We start from the raw sequence: 17,067 nt of genomic DNA on the forward strand, positions 1-17,067 counted from the left end.
CACCCGCTCCTCTCGGGCTTAGTCGAGACAGCGTCTGATCGTCATTCCGCCGGCATTCCAGTGGCCGGGCCGCCGCGGGCTTCCTGCTGCGCGCGCAGCTTTTCTTTCTTTTTGCGGAAGCGCGCCTTCATAGCCTCGTCAGCTTCTTTGCTACCGTCGTGCCAAGTGCCAAAAAGCTTATCGAGAGGAACCAGACCGTCACCGCCGTAGTTCACCTCGAAATACTTGTGGTGCAGGTAGTGGACATAGGAATGGCTATCGAGCTTGATCTTGTCCGTGAGTTCGAAGGTCTCAAACCCAAGATGGCCATTCACCGCTCCGAAGCCGGCCCCATGCAGTGTGAAGTACGCGCAGACAGGGTTGGATGGGATCAGCAGGTGCAGCCAGGCTTCGGCATGGTAGAGGAACCCTTCCACCGGATGCATGGACAGCGACGACCACGGACTGGGGTTGATCGAGTTGTGGTGAACCGAGTGCACCCATTTGTAGAGCGGCGGCCAGTGGATCGCGCGGTGCAGGAAGAAGAAATACACTTCGTGCACAGCCGGAGCGATGATGACGAGGAACGACAGGTACAGCCAATGCGTCGTCCACGGCAGCCAGACGGCCCAGCTGTTCGCGTATGCCCATAGCATCACGATTTCGACCACGGTCCACAGCGGTATGGTGATGAAAAACGACCGGCTGAAATTGTCGATATTCTGGCTCTGAAACCAGAAGACGTCGGACGGCGCGTCGGAGGGGAATTTCGGATTATACTTGAAGCGCGTCTCTTGCTTGCGCTGGATGTAATAGCGCAGCTCAAAGAATCCGTAGAAGAGAAAAATGCCCCCCGCGTTCAGCCCGTAAAGCCAAAGGTAGTTGAGCAGGGAAAAGCTTGCCAGGCTGTCCCAGCTCGGGATGAGCAAGTTGACCCAGATGATTGCCGTGGCCATGTGGAACGCGTTCCAAGGCCAAAGAAACTCGGGAATCCAGGCTAGTACCTTCTTGGCGTTGAACGGGCGATGCCAGATCGGCACCGGCTCGGCGCGGCGGTGCGGGACCCAGTTTCCGCGCTTGTCGCGCATTCCATACTGAAGGTCATCCATCTTAACAGCCTCCCGACCGACCATCCAATCGGCCTTGAACCAGTTCGGGCTCTAGTGCGGAGGCGATTCATATCGGAGGCTTGATATCATCGGAATACAAAAATAGTATGGAGATCGCATTCGTATCATTTAGTGTCAATCATGATGATACAGCATTGGGAGGATTAATGAGGCGGCCTACGATTCGCGACCTCGCTCAAGCCGCCGGCGTATCCGTAGCGACCGTGAACAGAATCCTCAGCGGCACTGTCTCGGTTCGCCCAAAGACTGTTCAACGCGTACAAAGAGCAGCCGAAGAAATCGGCTTCTATGGGATCGGAGCGATCGACGACCGGGCCAAGAAAATATCGCCGCATCATCGATTGGGTTTCCTGTTGCAGCAATCGACCCGTGAACTCTACCAACTGTTCGGGAAGAAAATCATCGCAGCCTGTCGCGATCGTCGCGATGAGGTGGTCGAGGCCATCGTCGAGTTTGTGGATCTACTGACGCCGGAGACTATCTCTAGCCGCCTTATCGCGCTCGGCAACACCTGCGACGCAGTCGCGGTGATCGCACCAGATCACCCTATCATAGGACAGGCCATCCGTTCACTGAAGGAAATTGGGAAGCCCGTTGTTGCTTACATTACCGACCAATCCGCGCCGGAAAGAGCGGCCTACGTGGGAACGGACAACTGGAAGCTCGGGCGTACGGCGGCATTCTTGATTGCGCAAACCACCCAAGGTCCCGGTCGCATTGCGGTTTTCATAGGCAATCACCGGTATCAATGCCAAGACGTCTCAGATGCTAGCTTCCGTTCCTATTTGCGCGAACACGCGCCGCGACTCACAGTGGAGGAGAGTCGACCTACTCATGAGGAATCGAGCGAGGCTTACCGTATGCTGGCTGAGCTCCTAAAGACGACTGATGATCTTGTGGGAATTCTGATCGTGGGTGGTGGGATAACCGGAGTGCTCCGTGCGCTGAGGGAGGTCTCTGCCGAAAGGCGCGCGGGGATCAAGCTGGTTTGCCGTGACATAGGGCCCGAGACGCGAAAAGGCTTGTCTGAGGGATTAGTCACTGCAGCTCTTTGTCATCCACTCGAGGCGACCTCGGCCCTTCTAGTGCAGACAATGATCGACGTGATTGGGCCACAGACACCGTTGGCAACCCTTCAGCGGTCAATACCTTTTGAAATAGTCACGCCGGAAAATATCTGACGCATTTATCTCGGCGATGACTGAAGCGGTGCTTTGCGGATCGGGCTAGTCCGGCCAAGGCTGCCGATCGCTGGTTCCGAACCTCGTCGAGACTGCATGAACAATCTAAAGGCACCATTCATCATTGGTAGGACGGTCACTGTCGCGCACCGTTGGAGAACGTCCTCGAACTATTGATTTTATTGGCTTTTTCGTGGGCCTAAATCAGAGAGTTTTCCCGTATTGTCTCGTATCGTTCCGCCCCCACCGGACGCTTTGAAATTGGCCACACCAAATGCCTGCTTCGCATCATCCACGAAGAGCTGCGCGCCATCTCCAGCGCCGAGCAATCCCGGCTGCAGCGCTTTGAACAACCAACGCTGTGGCCATCGATACAGCCCTTTGCGTGAGCCCTTCAGGAGTTGGCCAACCGCCAGCCGTCAGTGGTTCCTGGCCGACCTCAATGAATTGTACTCCTTTCGTATAAATCAGAAATCTTCCCGCATCGTTCCGTATGGTTCCGCGACCCCGGCGCCACTATTCCGCAGGTGCCGTCTGGCTTGGTTTCCCGAAAATACGCTTTTAGGAAAGTCCTGGAGCCGGATGACCGATCTTGCGACGCAGTTCCGAACCGATCCCTCGATGACGGGCTACCGAACATGGCCCGTCAAAGGTCTGTCGCTTACCAAGGAGCATCGGGACGGCAGCGACCGGTCTTGACCGGTCGGCGAGGATGGCGAGCGTTCTTGTCGGCGACAGATCCGCCCGCCTTTTCACGCCCTTAGCCACGTGATTGGATACGACGTATCTGTATATCAATTTCGTTGCTAGGGTCCTTCATGAACGAGCAAGATCGACGTTTTACGCGCGAGCGCATGACAATCCTCGGCGATGTCAAAGCGGCATCCTTTCTTCCATGGATCGAGCGTCATGCCGCCAAGCTCGGCCTCGCGCCGGCAATATTCGTTGCCGGTGCCGACCGGATCGAACTCGACGTTGCCGGTCCTGCGGAACTGGTCGATATGATGGAGATGGGGTGCTCTCTTGGACCAATCGATGTCTGGGTCGAGGCCATTCGTCGGACGCCGATAGAGAACGAATCAGGCTAGGCTGGACCGGTGCCTTTGCCTCTTTTTTGGGCATTGTTGCCAGTGCGAAAATATTGTGCAAACGTGATCGGGCTGATCGTCATGCCTTGACCGCGAATCTGCATTTGGGAAGATGGGTCGATGTCGTTCGAAGGTTGATGCATGCTGCCCTATCCGTCCGGCTCATGGATGCCAGTTGCCCTCTCCGCGGACTTGCCAGCGGGAACCGTAATGCCGGCGCAAACCCCGGTCGGACCGATTGCCCTTTGGCGAAGCCGGTCCGGCCGCGCGGCGGCCTTCGCGGACAGATGCCCTCATCGCGGCATGCGCCTTTCCCGTGGTTTCGTGCGCGGTGAGGCCCTGTCCTGCATTTATCACGGTTGGAGCTATGCCCAGGCCGGAAACTGCTTGCGCATTCCGGCCCATCCGGGCCTGACGCCGCCGGAAACGATTGGTGTCGCAACACAGCCCGTCGAGGACAGCGGCGGAATCATATGGATTTCCGTAGGCGAACCCACCGCTCGGCCGCCGCGGTTCGACGGCCTAGCCCCTCTTCGCTCCATGATAGTAGAGGCGGGCATTGCAGCCCTGGAGGCGGCCGCCGGTACGAAGGCCGACGGAGGCCTGCTCGACTACGCGCAAAATGCCCAGACCCTACGGCTGCTGCTCACCCCCCAGAAGAAAGCGCGGACGCTGATGCATGTTCTGGTCGACGAAGGCACTGGTCCGGCCAAGCGTATCGCTGCGTCGAGGGCAGCCGAGACGCTACGGCGGACCGCCGAGGATATTCTGCGCGGTGGCGTCGCCCAATGACCCGCAACGCGATGATCGACGAATGGTATCCGGTCGGCCTTGCCGGCCGGCTTGACACGCATGAGCGCCAGACGGCGCTCATGGGCGAGCCGATCGGGGTGAGGCTCGGCGCAGACGGAAACGCGAAGGTTACGGGCAGCAACGGGCGTGCCCTGCCGGTCTGCATCCGCTACGGCCATGTCTGGTCGTCGCTCGGCGACCCGCAAAAGGCGCTCTTTGCCATCCCCGAGGCTGATCAGCCCGGCCGCCGGCTCGTCGATGTCGGGGTTGTGCGCGTGCGCTGCTCGCCGCTGCGCGCGGTGGAGAACTTCCTGGACATTGCGCATTTCCCCTTCGTGCATACGGACATATTAGGGGCCGAACCGCACACGGAAGTCCCGAACTACAAGGTCGAGATACGGGAGGACGAAGACGAGGTTTGGGCGACCCAGGTGAAGTTCTACCAGCCGCAGGCCGCCAAGTCGGCGGAAGGCGGCATAACCACCGAATACATGTATCGCGTGCCTGCGCCGACCTGCTCGATCCTCTACAAGACCTGCCCGCCGCGCCCGGATGAATGGGACGTCATCACGCTTTTCGTGCAGCCGCTTGCCGAAGACCTGTGCGACGTCTGGCCGTGGATGGCGTTGTTCGACGACGAAACATCGATGGCAGACCTGATCCATTTCCAGCAGACGATCTTCCTTCAGGACCGGTCGATTCTCGAAAACCAGATCCCGAGGCTGCTGCCGCTCGATCCGGGCATGGAGATCCCCACAAGGGCGGACCTGACATCGGTTGCCTACCGGCGCTGGCTGAAACGCCACGGCTACACATACGGCGCGCAACTGGTGGCGCAATGAAGCTCTACGACTACGTGCTGTCCCCGAGTTGCTACAAGGCGCGCCTGATGGCGGCGCTGACCGGGGTGAAGCTTGACATCCGCCCCGTCGATTTCCATCCCGGCGCCGAGCATCGCGGTCCCGAACTCATGGCGCTCAATCCGGCGGGTTCGATCCCGATCCTGGAGGATGGCGACCTCGTCCTGACCGAATCCTCGGCCATGCTGGTCTATCTTGCCGCGAAGGCCGCACCGCAATGGCTGGGCAACGATACTGCTCTGCAGGCGGCACGCGTCCAGCAATGGCTTTCCTTCTCGCATCGGCTGACCGGCAGCCTGGGGGCGGCGCGCTTGCACGAGATGCTGCTGCGTCCGGGCGATATCGCCACCCTTCATGGGCAGGGGATAGCGGCCCTGCGGGAGCTGGAAGCCGGCCTCGTCGAACAGCATATCCGCGGCCAGCGCTTCCTCGCGTCGGACAGGCCGACGATCGCGGACGTCGCCTGCTTTCCTTATGTGGCGCTGGCGCCGGACGGCGGCGTTTCGCTCGACCCCTATCCCGCGATCCGGCTCTGGTCGCGGGCGATCCGCAGTCTCGAGGGCTTCATCGAGATGCCCGGTATCCACCGGCTGCACGAACTGAAGCCCGAGCCCGTCCTCGAAGCCGGCGAGGCGTGACTTGGCGGGCCACTTGCTGAAGAACTGCGCAGCGGTCATCGTGGACGAGGGCAACGGTCCGGACATCCGGCGCAATGTCGATGTCTTGACCGACGGCCCGGCGATACGGGCCATCGGCGAAGGCCTCGACAAGGGAGAGTTGCCCGTCGGGACCGTCACGCAGGACGCCGCCGGCTGGTTCGTCTATCCCGGCCTCGTCAACACCCATCATCACTTCTTTCAATGCTTCCTGCGCAACCGCGCCGATCTGGACTGGACGAAGTTGTCGGTCATCGAATGGCTCGACCGCATCTATCCCATTTTCTCGCGGCTGACCGAGGAATGCTTCTACCACGCTTCGGTCACGGCGATGGCCGAGCTGATAAAGCACGGTTGCACGACCGCATTCGACCACCAGTATTGCTTTCCGTGGAAGGCCGGCAAGCGGCTGGTCGACCGGCAGTTCGAAGCAGCCGAACTCCTCGGTATGCGCTTCCATGCCGGACGCGGCGGCAACACGCTACCGAAATCGAAAGGCTCGACCATCCCCGATGCCATGCTGGAGACGACGGACGAGTTCATCGCCGATTGCGCCCGGCTGATCGACGCCTATCATGATGCCGGTCCTTTCAGCATGCGCCAGGTGGCCGTCGCGCCCTGCCAGCCAGTCAGCTGCTATCGCGAGACCTTCGTGGAATCGGTGGCGCTAGCGCGTGATCGCGGGGTGCGTATGCATACCCATGTCGGCGAGGGCGAAAGCCCGGTCATCGAGGACCGTCACGGCATGCGGACGGTGGATTACTGCGCGGAGATCGGCTTCTGCGGGCCGGATGCCTTCTATGCCCATTGCTGGGAGCTAACCCACGACGAGCTGCGCAAGATGGCCTCAAGCGGCACCGGCGTTTCGCATTGCCCTGAGCCGGTCTATCTCGTCGGCGCCGAAATCACCGATATCCCGGCGATGTCGGCCTTCGGCCTCAGCATAGGACTAGGTTGCGACGGTGCAGCCTCGAACGACAATTCCAACCTGATGCACTGCATCCATTCCGCCTACATGCTGCAATGTCTGTCGGCATCGACACGCGACCATCCCGTTCCGCCGCCGGCCGATTTTCTCGGTTATGCGACGACCGGGGGCGCGGCGCTGCTCGGGCGCGGCGACATCGGCAGGCTGACGCCTGGCATGGCTGCCGACCTTTTCGCCATCGACACGCGGCGCATGGACTATGTCGGCACGCGGCACGATCCGCTGAGCCTGCTTGCCAAGGTGGGCATCGGGATGCCGACCGACATGACCATGATCAACGGCCGCATCGTCTGGGCCAAGGGCGAGTTCCCGGGGCTCGACGAGGCGCAGCTGTTCGCTGAAGCCGAGGCGGCGCTCGCGACCGTGGAATTCTAGAAACCGAAAACAAGGGGAACCTACATGCTGACAAATCTTACCCGCAGAACATTGATGAAGGGCGCGGCCGCCTCCGGACTCGTCGCAGCGGTGGGTGGCCGCGCGCTTGCTGCCGACGAACCTCTGGGCATCGTGCTCGTGGTCCCGTCGCCGGTCGGCGATGTCGGCTGGGGCCGTGCGCTCGCCGACGGGCTCGAGCCGGTGAAGGCAGCCTACGGCGACAAGGTGAAGGTCACCATCATCGAGAATATACAGGAAGGACCGGATGCCGACCGCATCATGAACAAGGTGGTCGCCGACGGGAACAAGTTCCTGATCGCCGGCTCCTTCGGCTACCAGAACGGTGCCCTGCAGATCGCGCGCCGTAACCCCGACGTCACCGTGCTGCATGCTTCCGGTTTCCAGGTAGCGCCGAACTTCTCGCCCTTCGCCGCCCAATATTTCCAGGGTACCTACCTGATGGGCATGGCGGCCGCCGCGCTGTCAAAGACCGGCAAGCTCGGCTCGGTCTCCGCCTTCGCCATTCCCGAACTGATCACCTCCATCAATGCCTTCACGCTGGGCGCGCAAGCAGTGAAACCCGATGTCGAGGTTTCGGTCGTATGGGTGAACTCCTGGTTCGATCCGGCCAAGGAGCAGGAAGCCGCCAAGGCGCTGCTGGCGCAGAAATGCGACGTAATCTTCTCCAACGCGCAGGACACGCCCTCCGTCGTGTCGGCCTGCGAGGAGGCCGGCGTCCCTGCCTTCAACCTCAATTCGTCGATGAAAAAATATGCGCCTAAAGCCTATCTAGGCTGCGTGGCGACCGATTGGTCACCCTTCTTCAAAGCCTCGGTCGACGCCCACCTCGCCGGTAAGTTCAAGGGCGTCAACGCTTTCCTAGGTGTCGGCGACAAGGTTGTAGAGGTCGTTGACTGGAACCCGGGTATCCCGGCCGACATGATGAACAGGATCAAAGAGGTTGAAGCCAAGATCGCCGGCGGCAGCTTCTCGCCCTTTGCCGGTCCGTTCGCCAAGGCCGACGGCAGCGAGGGAGTCCCCGCCGGCAAAACGATGACCGATGCCGAGATCGTCGCAATGGACTGGCACGTCAAGGGTGTCACCACGCCGCTGCCCAAGTAACCATGACCACCCCGCTCCTGTCGCTGCGCGGCATCTCCAAGAGCTACGGCCAAATCCATGCCAATAGAGACATCGATCTGGATGTGGCTCCGTGCTCGATCCATGCGATCCTCGGGGAAAACGGAGCGGGCAAGTCGACGCTGATGAAGCTGATCTATGGCGTCGAGCAGCCGGACGCCGGAATGGCGACCTGGAAAGGGGAACCCCTGGCCCTCGCTTCCCCGGCGGATGCGAGGCGCAAGGGGATCGGCATGGTCTTCCAGCATTTCTCCTTGTTCGAGACGCTGACGGTGGTGGAGAACATCCGGCTGGTCGTGCCCAGGGGCAAATCGGATCTTGCGGATCGCATCCGCATGCTCGGCCGCGAGTTCGGACTCGAAGTCGATCCGCTCGCCCATGTGCACGCGCTCTCTGTCGGAGAGCGGCAGCGGGTGGAAATCATCCGCTGCCTGATGACCGAACCCCAACTCCTGATCCTCGATGAACCGACCTCCGTCCTGCCCCCGCAATCGGTGGACAAGCTATTCGAGACATTACGGCGGCTGCGCGACCGCGGCGTCTCCATCCTGTTCATCTCGCACAAGCTGGAGGAGATCCGCGCGGTCTGCGACCGCGCGACCATCCTGCGCGGCGGGCGCATCACCGGCCGCGTGGACCCGCGCGACCACGACGCGCACGACCTTGCCCGGATGATGATCGGCCGCGACATGCCGCAGCCCATGCCGGCGCTTGCGCATTCCGGCGGCGAAAAGCGCCTCGAAATCGTCGGCCTCGACCATCGGCCGGACGATCCCTTCGCGGTGGCGCTTTCCGACGTCAGCCTGACGGTCCGGGCCGGCGAGATCCTCGGGATCGCGGGCATATCGGGCAACGGGCAGAGTGAACTCGCAGCGTTGATTTCAGGCGAAACGGTGCTGCCGCGCGAACAGTCCGACCGTATCTATATGATGGGAAAGGATGTCGGCGCGCTCGACGCGGCCGCCCGCCGCCGACTGGGCTTCGCCTTCGTTCCCGAGGAACGGCTTGGCCGCGGCGCGGTGCCGGAAATGTCGCTCGTCCTCAACAGCCTTCTGACCGCCCATCCGTTCGGCCTGTTGAAACGCGGCCTCGTCGACACGAACCAGGTGAAGGCTTTCACCGAGGACTGCATCCGGCAATACGACGTGCGCACGCCCGGTTCGGAAGCGGAGGCCGGCGCGCTTTCGGGCGGCAATCTGCAAAAGTTCATCGTCGGTCGAGAGATCATGCTGTCCCCGCAATTGCTGTTCGTGGCGCAACCCACCTGGGGCGTCGACATCGGCGCCGCGTCCGCCATCCGCCGGCGCCTCATTGCCCTGCGCAACGAAGGCATGGGTATCCTCGTCATCTCAGAGGAACTGGAGGAGCTGTTCGAACTCTGCGATTCGATCCAGGTGATCCATCAAGGCCGGCTGAGCCCGCCGCTGGTGACGCGCGACACGAGACCCGGGGAGATCGGCCGCTACATGATCGGCGCGCATTCGACGGCTAAAAAGGTCCCTGCATGAGCGCTCTGTCCGCGCCGCTCCTTCCCGTTCTGGTTCGCCGGGAGCATGCCTCGCTTCCCGTCAAACTGATCGCCCCGCCCGTCGCGCTCGCCTTGGCGACGCTTCTCAATCTCGGGCTCTACCTCCTTATGGGCCGCGATCCGGTAGCCGTTTTCCACGCGATGCTTCTGGAGCCCTTCCTGTCTTGGACCTCTTTCTCGGAAGTCCTGCTTAAGACCGCGCCGCTACTGCTGATCGCGCAGGGGCTCGCGATCGGCTTTCGCGCAAAGGTCTTCAACATCGGCGCCGAGGGCCAGTTCATCCTCGGCGCGATTTTCGCATCGGCCATTCCCATCTGGTTCCCAGAGGCAACGGGCCAATGGATCTGGCCCTCCATGCTTGTCATCGGTGCGCTGGGCGGCGCTCTGTGGGCGTCGCTCACGGCCTTCTGGCGCGTGAAGCTCAATGCAAACGAGATTCTGGTATCGCTCATGCTGGCGCTCGTTGCCGCGCAACTGCTCAACTACCTGCTTCTCGGCCCCTGGAAGGACCCAAACGGCTTCAACTTCCCGCAGTCGGTGATGTTCCAGTCCGACGCGATGGTGCCGATCCTGATCCCCGGCACCCGCGTCAACGTCTCGCTGCTTATCGCCTGCGCGTTCTCCCTTGCGGCCTGGATCTTCATGCAGAGGAGTTTCGCCGGCTTCAAGCTGCAGGTCGGCGGCCTCGCGCCACGCGCGGCCGGATACGCCGGCTTCAACGAAGGACGGGCGATCTGGCTTTCCCTGCTCATCGGCGGTTTCGCGGCAGGCCTCGCCGGAGCGGCCGAGGTGGCCGGGCCGCTCGGCCAGCTGCAGCGCTCCATCTCGACCGGCTACGGCTATGCCGCCATCATCGTGGCCTATCTCGGTGGCCTTCACCCGGTCGGCATCACCTTTTCCGCGTTGCTCATGGCGGCCCTCTATATCGGCGGCGATAACGCCATGGTCTCGGCAAATCTGCCGGTCGCTGCGGTCAGGGTTTTCCAGGGCAGCCTGCTGCTCGCATATCTCGTCGCCATTGCCTTCGTCCGCTACCGGCTCGAATGGCGCCATGCCGCCCACGGAAGCACGTCATGAACGCCGTCGAGTTCATCATCGCCGGGATGTTGGCGGCGGCTACGCCGTTTCTCCTGGCGGCGCTCGGCGAACTGGTGGCCGAGCGGGCCGGCGTCCTCAATCTCGGGGTGGAGGGACTGATGGCCCTCGGCGCCGTCATCGCCTTCATTATCGTCTATCAAGGCGGCGGGCATCTCCTCGGTTTCCTCGCCGCGGGCCTCGCCAGCGCGGCTCTTTCCCTGGTCTTTGCCGTCATCGCGCTGGGATTTCGCGCAAACCAGGTTGCGGTAGGCCTTGCCATAGGCATCCTCGGCCAAGGCCTCTCGGCGCTGTTCGGCAAGAGCTATGAGAGCCTCACGGTTAAGGGGCTTCCGAAGCTTTCATTGCCCGGGCTTTCGGATATCCCGGTGATCGGCGGCTTGTTCGCCCAAGACGTTGTCGTGTGGCTTTCGCTTGCCGCGACCGTCGCCATCTGGGCGATGTTCGCCTACACCAAAACAGGCCTCGTCGTCCGCGCCGTCGGCGAGAACCCCAAGGCGGCCCGTGCGCTCGGCTATCCGGTGATCGCCGTGCGCTTCGCCGCGGTCGCCTTCGGCGGCGCGTTGGCAGGTTTCGCCGGTGCCTACGCATCCGTGGTCTACACTCCGCTCTGGGCCGATGGCATGATCGCAGGGCGCGGCTGGATTGCGATTGCGCTCGTCGTCTTCGGCACTTGGCTTGCCAGCCGTATCTTCCTCGGTGCGTGCCTCTTCGGCGCCGTGTCCCTCGCAAGCCTCGCGGCCCAGGCGACAGGGCTGGACGTTTCCTCGCAACTTCTATCGAGCTTGCCTTATCTCGTGACCGTGATCGTGCTCGGCATCATCTCTTCGAACCGCCGTCTGCTCAAGCTCAACGGCGTGGCTTCGCTGGGAGAACCTTTCGAACGATAGTGTCGCTTGGTACGGCCCATCAAGGATCCCGTGAAGAATGGTGGATTGCGCCCGCGCTCTCAAGCCATCCAGCGCGCCTACTCGGCCGCTCTCGTGGCGTGCGGCCGGCAACCAGCGCACCCTCACAGAATGTCAGCCCCGACTCGAAGCATTCAGGCGTGAGCTAAAAGCGATAACGCACTCCGACAGTATTCGCGTTGGAACCCTCTCCCATGTTTCCAAACGTGCCTCCGGCGCCGGATCTGTGATGGAGTTGATAGACAAGCTCGACGTTGGGAGCTTGCCTTAGTCTGAAAGAAAGCTCCGCGCCGATAAAACCAAGGAAGGATGCATCGCCATCGTAATGGATTTCGCGGGCGTGCTCGATCTCGGTGACGCCTGTAACGGCACTGACACCGGCCGTCAGCGCTGGCGCAATCGCCAGATCGCCGATGACAAGGCCCTGGTGGCGAAGCCGCATCCCGGCCCAAAGCTCTCCGGATGTATCGTCGTCCTCGCCAAACCTTATGGCAGCCCCAGTCACACCGCCAAGGACAAAACCGGCGCCAACATCGGCGAAATCACGGCCGTAAGCAGCTCCAATCATGTAATTGTTCGTATAGTCGGCTCCGAAGACGTTGATAGTATCCCCGAAGGACCCGGTCACAAAGACGCCCCCAAAAACATAGACGTCGTTCTTCGTCGGTTGACCGGCAGCGAAAGGATCTTCGGTTGCAAAATAGATGAAGGGAGAACTGTTGTCGGCGAGGGCGGAAGTGAAGGAACCGGTCAGAATCAGCGCAGCCAAAGCCGCTTGCACCCCGCGCATGCACAAGCTCCGAATCAATTCTCAGTTGATCATCATTCCTCCGGTGTTTCCCGTGAAGAAGCAAGTTCCCTGCTCCAGAAATTGGAGGGCTCTACCCCGTTGCTTGACCAAGGTTTTTCGGGACGCTGACCTTCGGCTATATGGGGCAGCCCAACATCCCCCGCGCGCTGGCGATCTGCCGCAAGAAGGCTGGAAGTTCGACATCACGAGATCCTTCTTCCTGTCGCGGCGCTCGCTCAAGACATCGCCCAATTCCGGCATGCCAGTCTGGCGGGACAAGCTGTTCACCGGGCTGGCGCGCACGGCGGCTGATGCGACTGAATATTGCAAGATTCCGACCGGACGTGTGGTCGAGATCGTAACCCAGGTGGCTGTCTAAGCTTCTGCATATACAGTAGGCGCTGGTCCGACTTGGCACCTGCCCATCCGTCAACCCAACGTGAGCCCACAGGCGCATTGGCTCGCGTCGACATCATATGGATTTATCCAACCCATGCGAGCATACTGCCTGAATGCGTTCCTTTAGCGAGGAACAAGCTGATGCGCGTCGGTACGAGAGGCGTTCCGATCGAATACTACACGCTAAGGATTGCCGAGCCGGCAGGCTCGCAATCTGGTGCTGGAGGCGACCCCAAAGCAGAACACCGCAACGAGATAGCCGACGAGACTGAAGCGCAGATCACGAACGGCCAGGCCGGCAATGATGGCCAGTTGCGCAACACCAATGTACCGTAGGATGAGTGTGAGCGAGTCCGTGAGTGCCATCGGATATCAGGCCGACCCCCGGTCGACTATCTGCGGGAAGGTTGGCGCGAACCTTTGGCGGCCTCCTGCATCGCGATGGCAACAATTGCGCCAGAGACAAACGTCAATGCGGCAATCGATGTTATCGCCCACGAGAGCCCGAAGCGATCGGCGATGAGACCTGCTGAGAGCGCGCCGATCGCGTAGCCGAGATCGCGCCAGAACCGATAGACGCTGAGCGAGCGGGCGCGCCAGCTGGGATGCGAGGCGTCGGAAACGGCAGCGATCAGACTTGGATAGACCATTGCCGTTCCAAGGCCGAGCAGAAGACTGCCGATGAGCCACCATTCGAACCGGCCCGTGGCGGCGGTAAGAAACAGACCGCCGGCCTGGGTCCACATCCCGGCGACGATCAGGCCCTTGCGGCCCCAGCGATCGCTCAAGGGGCCGGTGACGACCTGCAGGATTCCCCATGTTGCAGGATAGACCGCCTTCAGGATGCCGATGCGCTCGATGCCAAGTCCGAAGGACACGAAGAACAATGGGAAAATACCCCAGCTCATGCCGTCGTTGAGGTTGTTGACGAGGCCGGCTTGCGAAGCCGCGAACAGATTGCGATTCCGGAACGAGGTCAGCGCAAACACCTCCCGGAAACTGATCGGCACGGATTGCATTGCGTGAGCGGATGTTTCCAACCGGAGGTGGTCGCGCGTGTCACGGATTAGCAGCACCGACAATACGGTGCCGACGATGGCGTAGCCGATCCCGAGATAGATGGGCACCGGGCGCAGACCGCATCGCGAAGCGAGATAGCCCGTGAGGAATGCCGTTACGCCGACGGCGAGATAGCCGGCAAATTCATTGAGGCCGACTGCAAGGCCACGTGATTTCGGACCGACGAGATCGACCTTCATGACCACAGTCATCGACCAGGCCAGTCCCTGATTGATGCCGAGCAGTGCATTGGCCGCAATCACCCATCCCCAGCTCGGAGCCCAGATGATCATGAACGGAACCGGCAAGCCGACAAGCCAGCCGAGGACGAGAACGCGCTTGCGTCCCCAGCTATCGGCGAGTTGGCCGGAGACGAGATTGGCAAGCGCCTTGACCACGCCGAAGCTCACGATGAAGGAGACGACAAGTGTCGTTGACGTGATGCCGAACTCTTCCGATCCGATGAGCGGCACGACCGTTCGCTCGATCCCGACCATGCCGCCGACAAAAGCATTCACCAGCATCAGGAGAGCAAACTGCCGCCAGTTTTCCCTAAGCCCAAGTCTGACAGTCGAGCCTGCTGACCGCGAAACGCCCATCGGTCAGGCCGCGGCGACCAACCCGGCATTGGTGGCTCGGTTGCGCGCCGCATCCGGCGGCGGGGGTGGTGTGTCGGCGACCATCGTGGCGACGAAGGTGCCCTCGTCCTCAATGCGGAATGCTTTGTTGAAGCGCTTCTCGAAGCCAATCGTCGATGTCGGCTTGCCGCTGAGCGAGCGCCCGCAGACCGAGCCGGAATATGCGCCGGGCAGCACCTCGACGTGATCCGGCAGTTGCTTGAAACGGCGCACGCTGGAAAACAGCGTCCGCGCCCCGGCCTCGGCGTCGGTTGCCAGTTCGGTTCGCCCGAGATCGCCAACCATCAGCGTGTGGCCTGTCAGCGCGAACCACGGCTCGCTCGCGCGTGTCCGATCGGTGACCAAAAGCGAAATGTGCTCCGGCGTATGCCCGGGCGTGTGCATGTCGGCCATCGTCATATTGCCGAGCTCGAGCACGTCACCGCCCTTGGCGCGCAGAAACGGGAATCCGGCCTCCGCGCCTTCGAAGAGCAGGTATTCCGCGCCGGACGCTGCAGCGAGCGCCCGCCCGACGGAAATGTGGTCGGCATGGATGTGCGTGTCGACCACATAGAGGATGCGCATGCCCGTCGCCTCGGCGACCCTAAGGTAAGGCGCAATGTCACCGACCGGATCGACCACCGCAGCGGCCGATTTTCCACGACATCCGAACAGGTAGGATGCGGCGACGGGATCGGAATGGAGGAATTGACGGAGGATCATGGCTTGCGCTCCCTACCTCGCCTGCGGTAATATTCAATTATTCTGCTGAATGTTTCACCGAGGAACAGTCGTGTCAAGCGTTGGACCAAAACAGGCGATTTTCGCCAGCCTTGCCGAGGTGGCTCAGGCGCTCGGGCATGCGCACCGGCTGGAATTGCTGGAGCACCTCGCACAGGGTGAACGCAGCGTCGAAGGACTAGCGGCTCGGGCCGGCCTCAACTTTGCCAACGCCTCGCGCCACCTTCAAATCCTTCGACGCGCGCGACTTGTCGAGGCCGAGCGGCATGGCAAGCATATGCTCTATCGCCTTTCAGGAGATGTTCTGGTGGTTGAATTAATGAAGGCTCTGGGGCGCGTGGGCGAGCGGAACGTCGCCGAGGTCAACCGCGTCATGACCGACTATTTCCAGGCTCGCGACGCCTTGGAGGCTGTGTCGCGTGAAGAGCTTGTCTCAAGGTTGCGTGATGGCCTTGTCACGGTTCTCGATGTCCGGTCGGAGGACGAATTCGCGCTCGGACATCTACCGGGGGCGCTCAACATCCCGTTCGCTGAACTTGAAAACCGGCTGGCGGAACTTCCCGCGAACCGCGAGGTCATTGCCTATTGCCGCGGCCGTTATTGCGTTCTCTCGTTCGAGGCTGTCGCGGCACTGCGGGCGCGAGGGTATGTCGCTCACCGGCTCGAGGACGGGTATCCCGATTGGAAGGCCGCAGGCCTTCCAATTGAGGCAGCGGCCTGAGTGGTCCCGCAGCCAAAAGTTTTCGATCGAACAACATGACGCCACCAGTTCCGCGATCACCGCTGCTTGAGCTGAAGGACTATTCGGCCGAGTCCGTGTTTCAGGTTGAAACATGCTTCGCGAGGCGCGGCGGCAAAAAGGCCTGTCGCCGGAACGCATGCCTTCTGTGTGTGTCCTTGATCCGGACGGCGACATAGTGCGCCGGTTGCGCAAAGAAGGCCGCGCCCGCCCATCGTCGGGCTGGGCCTGCTATCATACCGTCCTTCACGAGTTCGAACTGGATGGCCAGACGCTTGGCATCATTTGGCTGTGCGGTCGGCTCCTCGTTCGCCGTGCCGGTCGCCGAGCAGCTTTTCGCGTCGGGGTGCCGCCTGCTGATCAGCATCACCTCGGCCGGCCAGATCACGGTGCTTGGACCACCGCCCTATTTCGTGCTGATCGACCGGGCCCTTCGCGATGAAGGAACTAGCCATCATTCGTTCCGCACGCTGAATTCACCGAAGCCAATCCGGAGCTTATCGCGTAAGTCCTTGATGTCGCAGCATCGGGGACTTGCAAAAGCTGCATTTTGCGGCCAGCGTAGGCGGATGATGGCCCGGCTGTCGCCAAAGCATCTCCTCGTCATGCTAATAGCGGTCTTCCTGACCGCCGGGTTCAGCCTGTCTGCCGCTCAGGCCAGCGTCATGTCGGCCAAGATGGCGGACGCTATGGCGATGTCCACCGGTGCCAGCACAGGCACTTTGGCCGGTGCTTCCATGAACGGCGACTGCAGGGCGTGCCTCAAAGACATCGGCGACAGTGGCAACCCGATGCATTGTCCGCCGACCTGCATCGCACCGGTGCTGGCGGTGCTGCCGCAAGACCTCGCGGTGACGGCAGTTCTCCACGTGCAGCAGCCATCGACGCAAGCTGCCCCGTTCCTGCAGGGACGAAGTTCCCTACCCGACCCATACCCTCCCCGACTCAGCGCTTGACGCCGTTTCAGCCGTGACGCGGCTGATTCCCGGCGCCTGATCGCCT

17 protein-coding genes and 1 pseudogene are annotated in these 17,067 nt (G+C 61.6%); 14 read left to right on the forward strand and 4 right to left on the reverse strand.

Annotated elements, in window-relative coordinates; translation table 11 throughout:
- Nucleotides 1–41: 41 nt before the first annotated feature.
- Nucleotides 42–1,088, reverse strand: coding sequence for a sterol desaturase family protein (locus tag NKI63_RS27905; RefSeq protein WP_352509022.1), 1,047 nt, complete (start codon nucleotides 1,086–1,088; stop codon nucleotides 42–44).
- A 167-nt stretch (nucleotides 1,089–1,255) separates the two neighbouring features.
- Between NKI63_RS27905 and NKI63_RS27910 the strand changes: the two genes are divergently transcribed.
- The 10 genes from NKI63_RS27910 (at nucleotide 1,256) to NKI63_RS27955 (ending at nucleotide 11,702) form a co-directional block, all read left to right on the forward strand.
- A complete protein-coding gene (locus NKI63_RS27910; RefSeq protein ID WP_352509037.1) occupies nucleotides 1,256–2,290 on the forward strand; it encodes a LacI family DNA-binding transcriptional regulator in 1,035 nt (344 codons plus the stop codon).
- A gap of 818 nt (nucleotides 2,291–3,108) precedes the next feature.
- Entirely contained in the window at nucleotides 3,109–3,378 is a 270-nt protein-coding gene (locus NKI63_RS27915) for an acylphosphatase (protein ID WP_254819364.1), read from the forward strand.
- 141 nt (nucleotides 3,379–3,519) lie between these two features.
- On the forward strand, nucleotides 3,520–4,170 hold the full coding sequence (locus NKI63_RS27920; RefSeq protein ID WP_352823977.1) for an aromatic ring-hydroxylating oxygenase subunit alpha: 651 nt from the start codon (nucleotides 3,520–3,522) through the stop codon (nucleotides 4,168–4,170).
- Nucleotides 4,167–5,012, forward strand: a complete 846-nt coding sequence (locus NKI63_RS27925) for an aromatic ring-hydroxylating dioxygenase subunit alpha (protein WP_352479347.1) — start codon at nucleotides 4,167–4,169, stop codon at nucleotides 5,010–5,012. Before NKI63_RS27920 ends, NKI63_RS27925 begins: the two co-directional genes overlap by 4 nt.
- Nucleotides 5,009–5,668: a glutathione S-transferase family protein gene (locus NKI63_RS27930; RefSeq protein WP_254819361.1), complete on the forward strand. Its 660-nt coding sequence runs from the start codon at nucleotides 5,009–5,011 to the stop codon at nucleotides 5,666–5,668. Before NKI63_RS27925 ends, NKI63_RS27930 begins: the two co-directional genes overlap by 4 nt.
- Before the next feature lies 1 nt (nucleotide 5,669).
- Nucleotides 5,670–7,049, forward strand: coding sequence for an amidohydrolase (locus tag NKI63_RS27935; protein ID WP_352823978.1), 1,380 nt, complete (start codon nucleotides 5,670–5,672; stop codon nucleotides 7,047–7,049).
- A gap of 27 nt (nucleotides 7,050–7,076) precedes the next feature.
- Nucleotides 7,077–8,171, forward strand: coding sequence for a BMP family ABC transporter substrate-binding protein (locus tag NKI63_RS27940; protein WP_352704845.1), 1,095 nt, complete (start codon nucleotides 7,077–7,079; stop codon nucleotides 8,169–8,171).
- Nucleotides 8,172–8,173: 2 nt separating this feature from the next.
- The gene (locus NKI63_RS27945; RefSeq protein WP_352704688.1) at nucleotides 8,174–9,697 is read left to right on the forward strand and encodes an ABC transporter ATP-binding protein; all 1,524 of its coding nucleotides are present in this window, start codon (nucleotides 8,174–8,176) and stop codon (nucleotides 9,695–9,697) included.
- Nucleotides 9,694–10,794 carry an ABC transporter permease gene (locus NKI63_RS27950; protein WP_352691291.1) on the forward strand — a complete coding sequence of 367 codons (1,101 nt, stop codon included), beginning with the start codon at nucleotides 9,694–9,696 and terminating at the stop codon, nucleotides 10,792–10,794. The genes NKI63_RS27945 and NKI63_RS27950 overlap by 4 nt, the downstream gene beginning before the upstream one ends.
- A complete protein-coding gene (locus NKI63_RS27955; protein WP_254819358.1) occupies nucleotides 10,791–11,702 on the forward strand; it encodes an ABC transporter permease in 912 nt (303 codons plus the stop codon). Before NKI63_RS27950 ends, NKI63_RS27955 begins: the two co-directional genes overlap by 4 nt.
- A 163-nt stretch (nucleotides 11,703–11,865) precedes the next feature.
- Here the strand turns inward: NKI63_RS27955 and NKI63_RS27960 are convergent, their stop codons facing one another.
- On the reverse strand, nucleotides 11,866–12,510 hold the full coding sequence (locus NKI63_RS27960; protein WP_254819357.1) for a hypothetical protein: 645 nt from the start codon (nucleotides 12,508–12,510) through the stop codon (nucleotides 11,866–11,868).
- A 122-nt stretch (nucleotides 12,511–12,632) separates the two neighbouring features.
- On the opposite strand from NKI63_RS27960, the pseudogene NKI63_RS27965 reads away from it, so the two are divergent.
- Both NKI63_RS27965 and NKI63_RS27970 read left to right on the forward strand, forming a co-directional pair.
- Nucleotides 12,633–12,889 (forward strand): annotated as a pseudogene (locus NKI63_RS27965) (KUP/HAK/KT family potassium transporter); the annotation flags it as partial.
- 161 nt (nucleotides 12,890–13,050) lie between these two features.
- Nucleotides 13,051–13,245, forward strand: coding sequence for a hypothetical protein (locus tag NKI63_RS27970; RefSeq protein WP_254819356.1), 195 nt, complete (start codon nucleotides 13,051–13,053; stop codon nucleotides 13,243–13,245).
- Between the two features lie 56 nt (nucleotides 13,246–13,301).
- Here the strand turns inward: NKI63_RS27970 and NKI63_RS27975 are convergent, their stop codons facing one another.
- Together NKI63_RS27975 and NKI63_RS27980 are read right to left on the reverse strand one after the other, a co-directional pair.
- Nucleotides 13,302–14,492 carry an MFS transporter gene (locus NKI63_RS27975; protein WP_352509017.1) on the reverse strand — a complete coding sequence of 397 codons (1,191 nt, stop codon included), beginning with the start codon at nucleotides 14,490–14,492 and terminating at the stop codon, nucleotides 13,302–13,304.
- 78 nt (nucleotides 14,493–14,570) lie between these two features.
- On the reverse strand, nucleotides 14,571–15,308 hold the full coding sequence (locus tag NKI63_RS27980; protein ID WP_352823979.1) for an MBL fold metallo-hydrolase: 738 nt from the start codon (nucleotides 15,306–15,308) through the stop codon (nucleotides 14,571–14,573).
- Between the two features lie 70 nt (nucleotides 15,309–15,378).
- Here NKI63_RS27980 and NKI63_RS27985 point away from each other — a divergent pair, with 70 nt between their 5' ends.
- Nucleotides 15,379–16,047 (forward strand): ArsR/SmtB family transcription factor, encoded by a 669-nt coding sequence (locus tag NKI63_RS27985; protein ID WP_352704682.1) that lies wholly within the window; start codon nucleotides 15,379–15,381, stop codon nucleotides 16,045–16,047.
- 332 nt (nucleotides 16,048–16,379) lie between these two features.
- On the forward strand, nucleotides 16,380–17,021 hold the full coding sequence (locus tag NKI63_RS27990) for a nucleoside phosphorylase-I family protein (protein WP_352823980.1): 642 nt from the start codon (nucleotides 16,380–16,382) through the stop codon (nucleotides 17,019–17,021).
- The last annotated feature ends 46 nt before the right edge of the window (nucleotides 17,022–17,067 follow it).

Origin of the sequence: Mesorhizobium sp. M0410, assembly GCF_040321435.1 — a bacterium.
Lineage (GTDB): Bacteria > Pseudomonadota > Alphaproteobacteria > Rhizobiales > Rhizobiaceae > Mesorhizobium.

Bases quoted from the DNA above. Each gene is read 5' to 3' on its own strand.
- NKI63_RS27905 (WP_352509022.1), bottom strand. From the start codon at position 1,088: ATGGATGACCTTCAGTATGGAATGCGCGACAAGCGCGGAAACTGGGTC.
- NKI63_RS27910 (WP_352509037.1), top strand. From the start codon at position 1,256: ATGAGGCGGCCTACGATTCGCGACCTCGCTCAAGCCGCCGGCGTATCC.
- NKI63_RS27915 (WP_254819364.1), top strand. From the start codon at position 3,109: ATGAACGAGCAAGATCGACGTTTTACGCGCGAGCGCATGACAATCCTC.
- NKI63_RS27920 (WP_352823977.1), top strand. From the start codon at position 3,520: ATGCTGCCCTATCCGTCCGGCTCATGGATGCCAGTTGCCCTCTCCGCG.
- NKI63_RS27925 (WP_352479347.1), top strand. From the start codon at position 4,167: ATGACCCGCAACGCGATGATCGACGAATGGTATCCGGTCGGCCTTGCC.
- NKI63_RS27930 (WP_254819361.1), top strand. From the start codon at position 5,009: ATGAAGCTCTACGACTACGTGCTGTCCCCGAGTTGCTACAAGGCGCGC.
- NKI63_RS27945 (WP_352704688.1), top strand. From the start codon at position 8,174: ATGACCACCCCGCTCCTGTCGCTGCGCGGCATCTCCAAGAGCTACGGC.
- NKI63_RS27950 (WP_352691291.1), top strand. From the start codon at position 9,694: ATGAGCGCTCTGTCCGCGCCGCTCCTTCCCGTTCTGGTTCGCCGGGAG.
- NKI63_RS27955 (WP_254819358.1), top strand. From the start codon at position 10,791: ATGAACGCCGTCGAGTTCATCATCGCCGGGATGTTGGCGGCGGCTACG.
- NKI63_RS27960 (WP_254819357.1), bottom strand. From the start codon at position 12,510: ATGCGCGGGGTGCAAGCGGCTTTGGCTGCGCTGATTCTGACCGGTTCC.
- NKI63_RS27970 (WP_254819356.1), top strand. From the start codon at position 13,051: ATGCGCGTCGGTACGAGAGGCGTTCCGATCGAATACTACACGCTAAGG.
- NKI63_RS27975 (WP_352509017.1), bottom strand. From the start codon at position 14,492: ATGCTGGTGAATGCTTTTGTCGGCGGCATGGTCGGGATCGAGCGAACG.
- NKI63_RS27980 (WP_352823979.1), bottom strand. From the start codon at position 15,308: ATGATCCTCCGTCAATTCCTCCATTCCGATCCCGTCGCCGCATCCTAC.